This window comes from Stenotrophomonas sp. RIT-551 (assembly GCF_026241915.1).
Lineage (GTDB): Bacteria > Pseudomonadota > Gammaproteobacteria > Xanthomonadales > Xanthomonadaceae > Stenotrophomonas > Stenotrophomonas bentonitica_A.
The window spans coordinates 62,351-75,275 of record NZ_JAPJIU010000011.1 but is presented as its reverse complement, the minus strand read 5'-3'; the positions used below and the strand labels follow the sequence as shown (position 1 = coordinate 75,275).

Genomic DNA, 12,925 nt, shown 5'->3' with positions numbered 1-12,925 from the left:
AAGAGCAGCCGACCAACGGTCGGCTCTACCTGGATATCTGGCGCGTGCAACGTAGAGCCGACCGTTGGTCGGCTGCCGCGTCAATCCGCCTCAATCCGACTCAGTCCCCGTCAACCGCCGGCAGCGCTGCCACCGGTGCGGTGTTCGCCCGGCGTTGTTCCTCGTGCGTGCGGAATGCCTGGTGGATGTGCTTGCGCAGCTCATCATCGTTCCAGGGCTTGGTCAGGAACCGGTAGATCGCACCGCGGTTGATCGCGTCGGTCACCGTGTTGAGGTCCGTGTAGCCGGACAACACCAGGCGGATCGTGTCCGGGTAGAGCATCTTCACCCGGCCGAGGAACTCGGTGCCGCTCATGTCGCTCATGCGCTGGTCGGAGAGGATCACCTGCACATCGTTGATGGCCAGCAGATCGAACGCATCGCGCACGTTGCCGGCGGCCAGGATGCGGTAGCCGTCGCGGCGGAACAGGCGCACCAGCGAGCGCAGCACGTTCTCTTCGTCGTCCAGCAGCAGCAGCGTGCGGTCCGGACGGGTCTCGGCAAAGGCTTCCGGGCGCAGGTAACGGCGGCGCAGGGTCATCCCGGCGGCGTCTGCGGACATCGGCTCGCCGAACAGATACCCCTGGAACACATCACAGTCGTTGCGGCGCAGGAAGCCCAGCTGCGCCTGCGACTCGACGCCGTTGGCGATCACCGTCATGCCCAGCTGGTGGCCCATGGCGATGATCGCGCGCGCGATGGCGGCCTCGCGATTGCCGGCCGGCGCGCTCTTGATGAAGCTGCGGTCGATCTTGAGCTTGTCCACCGGATAGCGGACCAGCGCGCTGAGGCTGGAATCGCCGGTGCCGAAGTTGTCCAGGCTCAGGCTGATGCCTTCGTTGCGCAGGTTGACCAGGGTCTCGTGGACGAAGTTGACGTTGTTGGTCAGCGCGCTTTCGTTGATCTCCAGCGTCAGCATCTGCGCCGGAACGCCGGCCGCCTGCATCAGCGACATCACCTCGGCGAAGAAGTTCGGGCGCAGCAGCTGCAGGGTGGAGACGTTCACTGCGATGGTGAAGTCATCAAACCCCTGGTCGCGCCACAGCCTGGCCTGCTTGAGCGCGCCTTCCAGCACCCAGGTGCCGATCTGTACGATGATGCCCAGCCGCTCGGCGGTACGCATGAAGCGCTCGGGCACCAGCATCCCCAGGGTGGGCGACTGCCAGCGCAGCAGTGCCTCCATTCCCACCACGTGGCCGTCGCGGGCGCTGACCAGCGGCTGGTAACGCAGCTTGAGCTCGCCGTTGGGGATCGCATCGACAATCTGGCGCGCGATGATGCTTTCGCTGTGCGCGCTGGAGGGCGTATCCACGGCGTGGATGCGCACCGCGTTGCCGCCTTCGCGTGCGGCCTGGTACAGCGCATCTTCGGCGTGGTCGAGCAGGCGCGAGACACCGGTGGCGTGTTCCGGGCACAGGCTCACGCCCAGCTTGCCGGTCATGAACAGGGTGTAGGGCAGCACCGACAGCGGCAGCTCGAGTTGCTGGCGGATTTCCTCGGCCAGATCTTCGGGCAGTGGCATGTCGGCGGTGCGCGGCACGGCCAGCAGGAATTCATCGCTGCCGTGGCGCCACAGCTTGCCGCGGCCACGCAGATGGTGCTGCAGGCGCTGGGCGACCAGCACCAGGGCCTGGTCGCCGACCTCGGCACTCATGTTCTCGTTGACCGAGGCGAAGTGGTCGATGTCCACGTGCATCAGCATCAGCGGCGTGCCGCCGGACGCGGCCTCGGTCACCATCGCCTGCAGTTCGGGATTGCCCGCGCCCAGGCGGGCCGGGGCGTCCTCGATGCTGACCAGGGGCAGGGAAGGGTTCCACATGAGCTCAGTGTTCCAGTGCGTCGTGAGCCGTCGCGCCGGTGGCGCGGTACGGCAGGTAAAGGTCGATCAGGGTACCGGCGCCATGCGCCGATTCAATGCGTAATGTGCCACCCACGCTCTGCGCGCGCTCGCGCATGACGATCAGGCCCAGCCCGCGCGGGCCATCCGGGTCGAAGCCCTCGCCGTCGTCGCGCACCTGCAGGTGCAGGCCGTGGTCGTCCACATCGCGCAGATGCAGGTTCACCTGGCTCGCACGCGCATGGCGCAGCACGTTGGTCAGGCTTTCCTGGGCGATGCGGAAGCAGGCCTGTTCGATATCGCCGGCCGGGCGCCGGGGCAGGGACTGGATATCGGGCAGCAGCTCGATCGCCGCCGAGCGGAACAGCACGCCGGCCTGCCAGCGCAGCGCCGCTTCCAGCCCGAGTGCATCCAGCTGCGGCGGGCGCAGCAGGGTCGAGATGTCGCGCAGCTTGCCCACGGTCGCATCGGCCAGTTGGATGATCTGGGCCAGGTCCTCGTCGCGGCGGGCGGCGTCCTGCTCATCCTGGGCCGCATACGCGGACAGTTTCATCGCGGTGATCGCCTGGCCGATATCGTCGTGCAGATCGCGCGAGATGGCGCGGCGTTCGTCTTCCTGCAGCGAGAACAGCCGCCCGGCCATCGCCTGCAGCTCGCGGTTGCTGGTTTCCAGCGCCTCGCGGATGCGCTCGGGCTCACTGAGGTCGCGCACGATCAACAATTTGCAGTTGCGGCCGCCATACCGCACATCGCCGACCGCCAGGCCGGCCTGGAACGCCTGGCCGTTGAAGCGGCGCATGCCGATCACCTCGCCGGCCCCGCCATGGTGCAGCGGCAGCTGGGCGAACAGCTGGGCGCGTACACGGGGCAGATCGTCGGCGGTCACCAGCGCGGCCAGCGGCTCGCCGAGCAGGGTGTTGTGGCCATACCCGAACTGGGTGGCGGCGCAGGCGTTGGCGTACAGCACGTGTTCTTCGGACAGGATCACCACGCCATCGGGCAGCACCCGCACCAGCTCGCGGAACTGCTCTTCGCGCTCACGCAGCAGGCGCCGCGACTGCTCGCGCTCGGTGACGTCCTGCAGGGTGCCCAGCACCCGCGGGCGCCCGGCATCGTCCTGGCCGCTCTCGGCGCGCAGGTGCACCATCAAGGCGCGCCCGTCCATTGCCAGCAACGGCAGCAGCACATCGATCTGCACCGGTTCGCCCGAGCTCATTTCCTGCAACAGCTGTTCGCTGAGCGCGGCGGTGGCCGGATCGGCGGGCACCAGCAGTTCCTCGAAACGGTGCCAGCGCCGGGCCTCCGGCGCGCGCCGCCCCAGCAGGCGGTAGACCTGGTTGGCATAGCGGCCCAGCCCGGTGGCCGGATCGATCTCCCACGCGCCGATGCGCGCCATCTCGTGCGCCTCCTCCACGCGGGCCAACGCCTGGTCGCGGCGCAGCAGGGCCTGGTCTTCGCGGGTACGGTCGATCGCGATCAGCAGTCGCGCACGGCGGCCACCGTAATCGATGAAATTGCTGCGCATCTCCATGCGCCGGGTGCTGCCATCACTCAGGCGCAGATCGGCGGTGATCACGCACAGCTGCTCGGGGTTGGCGCGGATGTGGTCCAGCTTGGCTTCGAGCAGGGCCTCGTGACCGGGCGGCCACAGCGCCGTGATCGGCATCGCGGTGAAGGTTTCCCGGCTGTAGCCGAAGAAGCCCGCCGCCGCCGGATTGACGTCCAGGATCGCCAGCGATTCCAGGTCATACACCAGGATGGGGCCGGGATTGCCTTCGAACATCTGCCGATGACGGGTTTCCGAACTCTCCAGCCGCGCATGGGTGTGCAGCACGTGCTGGGCCAGCGGCCGCAGCAGCAGATAGATCAGCGCCGCACTGGCGACCACGAAGAACGTGCCCTTGATGGTCTGCCACTGCGCCGCGGTCTGCAGGTCGCCGGCCACCACCTTGACCGCCGCATCGCTGCACAGGATCCACACCAGGGCCAGCACCAGGTAGGCCACGACCACGCGCCAGCGGTCGCGGCGCAGATCGCGGGCCAGGGGCGTGTCGGCAGCGGGTGCGGAAGGGCCTGGCAGGTGGGTCGGCATGGGGCAGGGCGGGGCCAGTCGGACAAGGCGAGCGTCATCTTACCTGCCCGGGGTGAGGATGCAGGTCGCCAGGGAACTCAATAATCCGCAATCTCCGCCGTTAACGATTGCGTTCCCCGGTTGTCGGGTGCGTTTTCGGAGTTACAGGGCGTGGACCAAGGCATTATCGCGAGTCTGCTGCAGCACCCACTGGCCTCGGCGCTGGTGATCCTCGACCGTGCCGGTCGTCCGATCGCCGCCAACCCGGCCGCGCGCGAGCACGGCCTGCCGGCAACCGTCGCCGCGTACGGCGAGGTACTGGAAGATCTGCGCCTGCTCGCCGCGGACGGCGGGCTGGTGCCCTGCCAGCTGCCCGGTGGGCCCGGTGGCCGCTTCGATGGCTGGATGCGCGCCGTGCACGATCCGGATGGGCATCTGCTGGCCTTCACCCTGAGCGTGCCCGAGCCGGTCGCCGCCTATGCCGGCAGCCGTTGGGAAGTCGCCCTGGATCATGCCGGGCACGGGCTGTGGGACTGGGACCTGCCCAGCGACAGCGTGCGCCGCTCGCGGCGCTGGGATGGTCAGCCCATCGAGGACTCCCACAGCCATGCCGAGGGCGTGAGCGCGCTGCTGGAGAACGTCCACCCGGACGACCAGCCGGCGGTGCGGCTGGCGATGGATGCGCACCTGCGCGGCGAGAGCGAGGCCTATACGGCCCAGTTCCGCGCCCGGCACCCCGATGGTGAGTGGCGCTGGGTGCTGGATCGGGGCCGGGTGGTCACCCGCACGGCCGATGGCCAGCCGCTGCGCATGGTCGGCACCCATACCGACATCCAGGCCCAGAAGCAGATGGAAGTCCAGCTGCGCGAGCAGCAGGTGCACCTGCGCGAAGCCCAGCGCATCGCCAGCATGGGCAGCTGGTCCTGGGATCCGGAGGCGCGCCGGTTCTGGTGGTCGCCCGAGTTCCGCGTACTGCTGGGCACCGGCGAAACACCGCCGCACGGTCGCCGCCATTGGCTGCGTCAGCTCGAACCGCAGTCGCGCGGCCGGTTGCGCAATGCCTGGCGCCGGATGTGGCGCGACGGTGCGGCCACCACGCTGGAGCTGGAGCTGATCCGCGACAACGGCGCGCTGCACCTGCGCGTGTGGATGCAGCCGCTGATCGGGCCGGACGGTCGCATCCAGCGCCTGCTGGGCCAGGTCCAGAACATTACCGAACAACACCAGACCGATGCGCTGATCCGCTGGCGTACCGAGCTGCTCAACCGCGTCTCGGCCCTGGGTCGTATCGGCGGCTGCGAGATCGAGGTGGGCACCCGCCACATGCAGTGGACCGAGGAGTGCTACCGCATCCACGGGTTGCGCAAGGAGCCGATCAGCCTTGACCAGGCCCTGAGCCTGTACACCCAGGATTCGCGCGATGCGTTCGAGGCGGCGCTGGTGCGGATCGCCGAGGGTGGCCTGCCCGAGCAGCTGGACCTGTGCTTCTACCGGCAGTCCGGACTGCGCATCTGGGTGCAGGTGCTGATCGAGCTGGACCGCCGCGATGGCCTGCCGACGCGGTTCGTGGTGCTGTTCCGTGACATCACCCGCGAGCGCGAAGCCAACGAGCGCATCGAACTGCTGGCCCATTACGACCTGCTCACCGGCCTGCCCAACCGGATGCTGCTGCGCGAGCAGACCGCCGATGCCATCGAGGTGGCGCGCGATCGCGGCAGCCCGCTGGCGATGCTGTTCATCGACCTGGACGGCTTCAAGACCATCAACGACACCTTCGGCCACGCCACCGGCGATGCGCTGCTCAAGGCGGCCGCCTCGCGCCTGCACCAGAGCCTGCGCAACAACGACCTGTTCGGCCGCTTCAGTGGCGACGAGTTCATCGTCGTGCTGCGCGACCTTGCCGCACCCGAAGACGCCGGCCATGTCGCGCGCAAACTGATCGCCTCGCTGGCCGAGCCGCTGCACCGCGGCGAGAGCACGCTGAAAGTCGGCGCCAGCGTCGGCATCGCAATGCTCGATGAGAGCCGCCAGGATTTCGAATCGCTGCTGCGCGCCGCCGATGCCGCCATGTACGCGGCCAAGGAAGCCGGGCGTAACACCTACCAGTATTACAGCCAGGACGCCCTGGCCAAGATCCAGCGCAAGCTGGAGATCGAGCACGCACTGCTCGGCGCGATCGAGCGCGAAGAATTCACCCTGGCCTACCAGCCGCTGCTGCATGCCGAGAACGACCAGCCGCCAGCCATCGAGGCCTTGCTGCGCTGGCATCGGCCCGGCATCGGCTACTGCAGCCCGGCCGAGTTCATTCCAATTGCCGAGAAGTGCGGCGAGATCGTGCGGATCGGTGACTGGGTGCTGGCCGAGGCCTGCCGCCAGGCCGCCGCGTGGGACGCCGCCGGCCTGCAGTTCGACCGCGTGGCGGTCAACGTGTCGGCCGTACAGCTGCGCGACCGCGGGTTCGCCGAACGCGTGATCGACATCTGCCATGCCCACGGCTGGCCGCCGCAGCGCCTGGAGCTGGAGCTGACCGAGTCCGCCCTGATCCGTGACACCGACGTGCTGCGGCACTGCTTCGAGGTGCTCGAACGCCACGGCGTGCCGCTGGCGGTCGACGACTTCGGTACCGGCTTCTCGAACCTGCACTACCTCAACCGCTTCCCGGTGGGGCGCCTGAAGATCGACCGCAGTTTCGTCCAGGGCATGCTGCATGACGCCGGCACGGCCGAAGTGACGCAGGCGATCGTGCACCTTGGCCACGCGCTGGGCATGAAGGTCGTCGCCGAAGGCGTGGAGACCGAGCAGGAGGAGGCGATGCTGCGCCGCCAGGGCTGCGATGAGATCCAGGGCTACCTGTACTCGCGCCCGCTGGCGCCGCGCGATCTGGCGCAGTGGTTGAAGGCCGGCGACACGCGTATCGCACCGCTGGAGGCGGTGGTCGCGCTGAGCCACGCCGTCTGAGCGCGCGCGACCCGCGGCCCATTGGCCGGACGCGGACGGTCCGCAGTGGAGCCAACCGTTGGTCGGCCGTTTCCGCGGCAGCTGACCAACGGTCGGCTCTACCTATCCACGCGTCCGTATTGGGTCCTGACGCCGGGGCCCCGGTATCTTCGCAACCGTGTCGCCTTCGTAGGTCTGCACGGCCATGCGGTAGATGTCAGTCCAGCCGTCATCGGCCCCCGGTCCCCACCGTTCTTCATGCCGTTCCTTCTTCAGGCCGGTATCGCTGCTGGCCGGCGAGGGCAGAGAGGACAGCCCGACAGTGGCGTATCCAGATCGGGTGCCGCTGGACCCCGATCGAACAGGGAGGTGCGCAGCTTGGATGCCCTCATTCTTCGGTCAGATCGCTGAGATCCAATATCACCGGCGCAACGCTGTGCTTCACAATGTCGCGGATCTTTCCCGCGTAAGGACGCAGCGAATAGAAGCGAATGGTGTGAATAGGATTGAACTCCAGCCAGGTGCAGGAGGAATGCCCGATGATTACCGGCATGTTGAAGTTCACGTCCTTCGGGTCATCCAGCGGGAGCATCCATTGGCCGCCATGACAGGTACGGACACATTCCCCCAGGTATCGAGCGAATACCACATGCAGGGCGGAGCATTCGTCTTCATCGAGGGTCGCGGCCATGATGTCGTGGAGCTCTTCAAGTCGATCAAGGCTTTCCACGCGGCCATCCAGATCCACGCCCCGCGCCTGCGCCTGATCGATCAGCCAAGCCAGCTGGCCGTCCATGAGCATCAGAAAGTCGTCAAAGGTCTCAAGTGCGCGTTCCCGGTCAATGTTCATGAGGGTCTGCCAAGCATCACCGCGTCCCCCAGTGCCTTGACCATTCCCATGCCTTGAACGCGTCCTGCCGGATCAGTCGGGTCTCCCAGCCTTCCACCAGGCCCTCAGGGCCGGGGGTGTAGACGTCATCTGCCGCCAACGGACCCAGCCTGTCGCGGGTCATGGCATACACCGAGTCGCCCTGCATGTCCGTCACGTCCAGCTCTTCCGGCTCGAGCAGGGTCAGCAGAAAACGCAACCGCCCATTGCGCTCGTCAGCGTCGCTTGCCGCGAGCATCGACGGGTGCACCTGGATGGCACCGGTGTACGGGTCGGCAATGATTTCCACGGCGGTGTTCTCACCGCAGACGAAGACTTGGCCGAAGGCCGTTACTGCAAATGCATGGAAGGTATCAATGCCTTCCAGACGGCTGTTCACCAGCAGCGGCGCCAGTGTGGCGGAATAACGCTCAGGATCGACCAGCATCAACCGGTCTTCAAGGTAGCGCGCCAGACCGTCGCGTTGCCACAGCGCCAGCAGCGTATCAGGCAGCCGACCTTGCCAGCGATCAAGCAGAGCGCCATCCACCGGTTCGCCCGCCGTGCTGGCAGTGAATGCGGCCAGGAACCCGGGCAGGTCGTCCGGTACGCGATGCGCCACCGCCTGCAGATCGGACCGATCCCGCTGCGGTGTCGCCATCTTCAACAGCTCAAGGGAGCCGAGCAGCGCCTGCGCACGCATCCCCGACGCATCGTCATCAGCACGCGTGACGACGGCCATGGCTGGATCCCGCCCTTGCAGCAGGGTGCCTGCCGGAAATCCCTGCCATTGGGCTTGCAGAACCAGGAAGCGGGCACTTCCGTCGCCTTCATCGTCTTCAAAGACAATGACCGGTGTGCCGTCTTCAAGCTGTGCGGCGGAGACCTCGACTGTGGCATCGACAGTGCCCAGTGCGGGGTTGGTGACGTCGACGAGCGCTGCGTAGCGCTGCTGAAATCCCCCGGTCTCGTCGATGGTGGTGCTCAGCGCCTGAAGCGTTGCCGGCTCCAGGATCCACGGTTGCGCATCGTCCGCGAACGCTTGAAGGACGATTGCGAGGCGCAAGGCAGGCGTCATCATCGCGCTGGGGTTTGCAGGGAGGAACGCGGAGGTTGATGGCAGCCCCGGCAGATGTCGATGCTGCTTGTCGCAATCGACCGGCGTTTCAGTAGATCAACTCAGGGCGCGACCGAGTGCGCTCGGCCACCCGCAGCGCAGATCGGGCAGGCAGCGTCAGCGCGCCGCCGCATCCAGATCATCACCGCTCAGGCCAAGATCCCAGGCCAGCCCGGCCAGGGCGGGGTCGACGGCGGAGGGCAGGGCGACGATGCCCGGCGCGGGGCGCTTGGCCAGCTGCGCGAGTTCCTGCTGGGCCAGCTGCTCCAGCCGTGCGATCAGGGCGCGGCCCTGCAGCGGGGCAACCGGCGCTGCCGCAGCGGCAGGCGCCGCAACGGCGGTGACAGTCTCAGTGCGCTGCACCGCCGGCTCCAGCTCGGCGGGGACAACGGATGCAACGGACAACACGGACGCGTTCAACATCGGGTAATCATCTGCAGCCAAGGCGGGTCGTGCAAGCACAACGGCCCCGGGGAAACCGGGGCCGTTGGCTGTGCCGGGGTCGGCACGGGACATCTGGATCAGAACAGCTCGACCGCGCCTGCGGCCATGCTCTGCTGGGCGACCGCCTTGTGCGGCGGGCGCTCCCACTCGGTGCGCATGTCACGCAGGCGGCTGCCGGTGCGCTGCAGGGCGGTCACGACCTCCTCGTCGAACACGCCGCCACTGCGATGCAGCAGCTCCTGCAGGGCGACGGCCTCGCGGTTGATCGCCGTCAGGCGGTCCAGGTGGGTGTGCACGCCGCCCAGGGCCTGGGTGGCGATGTCTTCGAACTGCAGGGCGCGCACGGCTTCAGCGACGCTGCTGTCGATGGCGCGACCGCATTCGGAGATCTCGCGCATGCCGTCACCGAGCGAAGCATTGATCTGGGCCACGTTCTCCAGCATCTGCGCCGCTTCGTGGCGCGCTTCGCGGGAACGGTCCATATCGCGGGAGGCCATGTGCGAGACCGTCTCGCGCACCTTGGCGATGGCGTCCTTGGAGCTGTGCGCCAGCTTGCGGATCTGCTCGTTGAAGGTGGTCGAGCGCTCGGACAGGTTGCGGACTTCGTCGGCGACCACCGCAAAGCCACGGCCGGCTTCACCGGCACGTGCGGCTTCGATGGCCGCGTTCAGGGCCAGCAGGTTGGTCTGGTCGGCGATCGACTTGACGTCCTCCAGCAGCGCGAAGATGCCATCCAGGTGCTGGGCCATCTGGTCGATGTGCTGCACGGTGTTGCTGCTCTGGCCGCTGACCTGTTCCAGCGCCTCGACCAGCTGCTCCATCCGCTGGCTGGCGTGCTGGGCGAAACGGGCCACGTCGACGCCGGCACCGCCTTCTTCGCCGGCGCGGTCGACGATGCGGGCCAGGGCCTGGCTCTGCTGGCGCGACTTGCGGTTCATCGCATCGAAGCTGCTGCCCAGGCCACCGACCGCATGACGGATCAGGTCGCGGGCACGTTCGACTTCGCCACGCGAGCCGTCGATTTCGTTGCCGACGAACGAGCGCAGCTCGGTCAGCAGCTGGTCCTGCTCGCGCATGATGCGGGCCTGCTCAGGCGAACGCTGGGTCTGGGCGCGGGCGCTCCACCAGGCAAACCCGAGCCAGCTGAGCGTCATCGTGCTCAGGATCGCCCAGCGCAGGGCGGCGGGCCACTCGAAGCCGATGGCAAAGGGAAGCAGAAGGGTCAGGACCAGGGGGGCGGCCAGGCGGATGAAGAGGCGTGAGTACATGGACGTTCTCGGGGAGGTGCACGGATGCTGTATCGGCCGTACCCCGGTTTGCTTTAGTCCTGCACCACACATTCGATCAAAAACCGCGCGTCCCGGCCCCCCGGGTGGAGCCACCCGATGGGTGGCTGCCGAGCTCAGCGCAGCTGGCGCGCGACCGCTTCCAGCATCGTCTTGCGCGAGAACAGGAAGTCCCAGTACTGGCCACCGGTCTGGCGCCACAGCACCGCCGAACGGACTGCGGCCAGCAGCAGTGCACGGATCTCGGCGACCACGCCTGCCTGGCCGAGGTAGTGCGGGTTGCCCTGGACCATCACCCGCGGCTTGAGGTTGCTGATGGTGTCCGCGTACAGGCCACCCAGCGCGGCGAGCACGTCCGGGTGGGCGCTGTCGCCCAGCTCGCCGGCCTGGGCGCGGGCGCGCTCGATCCCGGTGCTGACCTTGGCCACGATCGCGTCCTCGCGCACGAAGCGGCGCTCAAGCTGCAGCACCGACAGCGCCAGGCGCGGCAACTGCTCGTCCTGGCCCTGGCTGCTGAGGTAGTTGTGCAGCAGGCGCAGGCCGGGGGCGACATTGCTGGCGCTGCCGTAGATGTCCTGCGGGCTGGCCGCATCGATGCGGAACACGCTCTCCACCGCGGTGCGGACCACGGCGGCTTCGGAGTGGCCGGTTTCGGCGATGCGGCGCACCTGCTGCAGGGCCTGGGCGATGCCGGCCAGAGCGAGTACGCGGTCGTCGACGGAAAAACTCATGCAGCAGATACCTCGAAAGGAGAAGGGGTGGCGCGAAGGCGTTGTTCCAGCGGCGCATCGGTGGCGGCGATGACGGCGCCACCAAGGCAGACCTCATCGTCATACAACACCAGCGATTGGCCCGGGGTGACGGCACGCTGCGGGCGCGCGAAGCGCACGTCCACGGTGCCATCGTCGCGCACGGTGACGGTGCATGGCTCGTCGGGCTGGCGGTAACGGGTCTGGGCGGTGCACTCGAAGCGGCGCGCGGGCGGGGCGCCGGCGATCCAGTGGGCGGCCTCCGAATGCAGGCGGGTGGACTGCAGCCACGGGCTCTCGCGGTCCTGGTCCACGTACAGCACGTTGCTGGCCACGTCCTTGCCGACGACGTACCACGGGGCCGCCGGCCGGCCACGCACGCCGCCGATGTTCAGGCCCTCGCGCTGACCGAGCGTGAAATAGAACACGCCAGGATGTTCGGCGATCAGGGCGCCATCGGGATCGCGGATCTCGCCCGTCCTGGCCGGCAGGTAGCGGCCGAGGAACTCGCGGAAGTCGCGTTCGCCGATGAAGCAGATCCCGGTCGAATCCTTCTTGGCGTGGGTCGGCAGGCGTGCATCCCGTGCGATCCGGCGCAGGTCGTTCTTCTGCAGGTCGCCGATCGGGAACAGGGTCGCGGCCAGCTGTTCCTGGCCCAGCTGGTGCAGGAAGTAGCTCTGGTCCTTGCTGCGGTCGGCGCCGCGCAGCAGCGCCCAGCGGCCGCCCACCTGGGCGATCCGCGCGTAGTGGCCGGTCGCGATGCGTTCGGCGCCGAGCTCGCGCGCGGCGTCGAGGAAATGCTTGAACTTCACTTCGCGGTTGCACAGCACGTCCGGGTTGGGCGTGCGGCCGGCGGCGTACTCGGCCAGGAAATGCTCGAACACGCCCTGCCAGTACTCGCTGGAAAAATCGCGGAAGTGGAACGGGATGCCGAGCAGGCCGCAGACTGCCACCGCATCGCGGCGATCATCTTCGGCACGGCAGTCGCCACTGCCGTCATCGGCCCAGTTCTGCATGAACAGTCCCGCCACCGGCTCGCCCTGCTGGACCAGCCGCCAGGCCGCGACCGAGGAATCCACGCCGCCGGAGACACCGACCATGATCCGTGGGGGGCTCATGCGGCCTCCTTGACGATGGAGAGCGGGTGGCGTTGGCCGGCCAGATAGTCGGCCACCACCTGCCAGACCAGCGGGCTGCGCAGGCGGCCGGGCTCGGCCTTCAGCTCGGCCGGGGTCAGCCACACGGCCCGCAGGATCCCGGTGTCCAGCGGACGGGCGGGATCGTGCGAGACCGGCTCGGCCGCATAGGCAAAGCGCAGGAACGGCGTGCCGTCCGGGGCGGTCCACTGGTAGGTGCCGATGAAGGCGCTCAGGCGCACCGTCCAGCCGGTCTCTTCCAGCGTTTCCCGGCACGCGGCGGCGGCCAGGCTCTCGTCGGGCTCCAGGTGGCCAGCGGGCTGGTTCAGCACCTGGCGGCCGTCGATCGCCTCCTCGACCAGCAACAGACGCCCGTCACGCACCACCACGGTGGCGACGGTGACATGGGGCGTCCAGCGCGGTTCCTGCACGGCATTCACC

10 protein-coding genes are annotated in these 12,925 nt (G+C 68.0%); 1 reads left to right on the top strand and 9 read right to left on the bottom strand.

The window, feature by feature from the left end; all coding sequences use genetic code 11:
• Positions 1-100 precede the first annotated feature (100 nt).
• Together ORK51_RS13605 and ORK51_RS13600 are read right to left on the bottom strand one after the other, a co-directional pair.
• Positions 101-1,858, bottom strand: a complete 1,758-nt coding sequence (locus ORK51_RS13605; RefSeq protein WP_070427345.1) for an EAL domain-containing protein — start codon at positions 1,856-1,858, stop codon at positions 101-103.
• A gap of 4 nt (positions 1,859-1,862) precedes the next feature.
• Positions 1,863-3,968, bottom strand: coding sequence for a sensor histidine kinase (locus ORK51_RS13600; RefSeq protein WP_046272454.1), 2,106 nt, complete (start codon positions 3,966-3,968; stop codon positions 1,863-1,865).
• 150 nt (positions 3,969-4,118) lie between these two features.
• Here ORK51_RS13600 and ORK51_RS13595 point away from each other — a divergent pair, with 150 nt between their 5' ends.
• Positions 4,119-6,905: a bifunctional diguanylate cyclase/phosphodiesterase gene (locus ORK51_RS13595; RefSeq protein WP_266085191.1), complete on the top strand. Its 2,787-nt coding sequence runs from the start codon at positions 4,119-4,121 to the stop codon at positions 6,903-6,905.
• A 367-nt stretch (positions 6,906-7,272) separates the two neighbouring features.
• Here ORK51_RS13595 and ORK51_RS13590 read toward each other — a convergent pair whose 3' ends face one another.
• From ORK51_RS13590 to ORK51_RS13560, 7 genes are all read right to left on the bottom strand, one after another.
• On the bottom strand, positions 7,273-7,734 hold the full coding sequence (locus tag ORK51_RS13590) for a hypothetical protein (RefSeq protein WP_266085190.1): 462 nt from the start codon (positions 7,732-7,734) through the stop codon (positions 7,273-7,275).
• A gap of 16 nt (positions 7,735-7,750) precedes the next feature.
• On the bottom strand, positions 7,751-8,830 hold the full coding sequence (locus ORK51_RS13585; RefSeq protein ID WP_266085189.1) for a GAD-like domain-containing protein: 1,080 nt from the start codon (positions 8,828-8,830) through the stop codon (positions 7,751-7,753).
• A 156-nt stretch (positions 8,831-8,986) separates the two neighbouring features.
• On the bottom strand, positions 8,987-9,292 hold the full coding sequence (locus tag ORK51_RS13580) for a hypothetical protein (protein ID WP_046272453.1): 306 nt from the start codon (positions 9,290-9,292) through the stop codon (positions 8,987-8,989).
• A gap of 98 nt (positions 9,293-9,390) precedes the next feature.
• Entirely contained in the window at positions 9,391-10,581 is a 1,191-nt protein-coding gene (locus ORK51_RS13575) for a methyl-accepting chemotaxis protein (protein ID WP_019184765.1), read from the bottom strand.
• 134 nt (positions 10,582-10,715) lie between these two features.
• Positions 10,716-11,330, bottom strand: coding sequence for a high frequency lysogenization protein HflD (gene hflD / locus ORK51_RS13570; RefSeq protein ID WP_019184764.1), 615 nt, complete (start codon positions 11,328-11,330; stop codon positions 10,716-10,718).
• A complete protein-coding gene (mnmA, locus tag ORK51_RS13565) occupies positions 11,327-12,466 on the bottom strand; it encodes a tRNA 2-thiouridine(34) synthase MnmA (RefSeq protein WP_070471585.1) in 1,140 nt (379 codons plus the stop codon). Before mnmA ends, hflD begins: the two co-directional genes overlap by 4 nt.
• On the bottom strand, positions 12,463-12,924 hold the full coding sequence (locus tag ORK51_RS13560) for an NUDIX hydrolase (protein ID WP_070427351.1): 462 nt from the start codon (positions 12,922-12,924) through the stop codon (positions 12,463-12,465). Before ORK51_RS13560 ends, mnmA begins: the two co-directional genes overlap by 4 nt.
• Position 12,925: the final 1 nt, after the last annotated feature.

Bases quoted from the DNA above. Each gene is read 5' to 3' on its own strand.
- ORK51_RS13605 (WP_070427345.1), bottom strand. From the start codon at position 1,858: ATGTGGAACCCTTCCCTGCCCCTGGTCAGCATCGAGGACGCCCCGGCC.
- ORK51_RS13600 (WP_046272454.1), bottom strand. From the start codon at position 3,968: ATGCCGACCCACCTGCCAGGCCCTTCCGCACCCGCTGCCGACACGCCC.
- ORK51_RS13590 (WP_266085190.1), bottom strand. From the start codon at position 7,734: ATGAACATTGACCGGGAACGCGCACTTGAGACCTTTGACGACTTTCTG.
- ORK51_RS13585 (WP_266085189.1), bottom strand. From the start codon at position 8,830: ATGACGCCTGCCTTGCGCCTCGCAATCGTCCTTCAAGCGTTCGCGGAC.
- ORK51_RS13580 (WP_046272453.1), bottom strand. From the start codon at position 9,292: ATGTTGAACGCGTCCGTGTTGTCCGTTGCATCCGTTGTCCCCGCCGAG.
- ORK51_RS13575 (WP_019184765.1), bottom strand. From the start codon at position 10,581: ATGTACTCACGCCTCTTCATCCGCCTGGCCGCCCCCCTGGTCCTGACC.
- hflD (WP_019184764.1), bottom strand. From the start codon at position 11,330: ATGAGTTTTTCCGTCGACGACCGCGTACTCGCTCTGGCCGGCATCGCC.
- mnmA (WP_070471585.1), bottom strand. From the start codon at position 12,466: ATGAGCCCCCCACGGATCATGGTCGGTGTCTCCGGCGGCGTGGATTCC.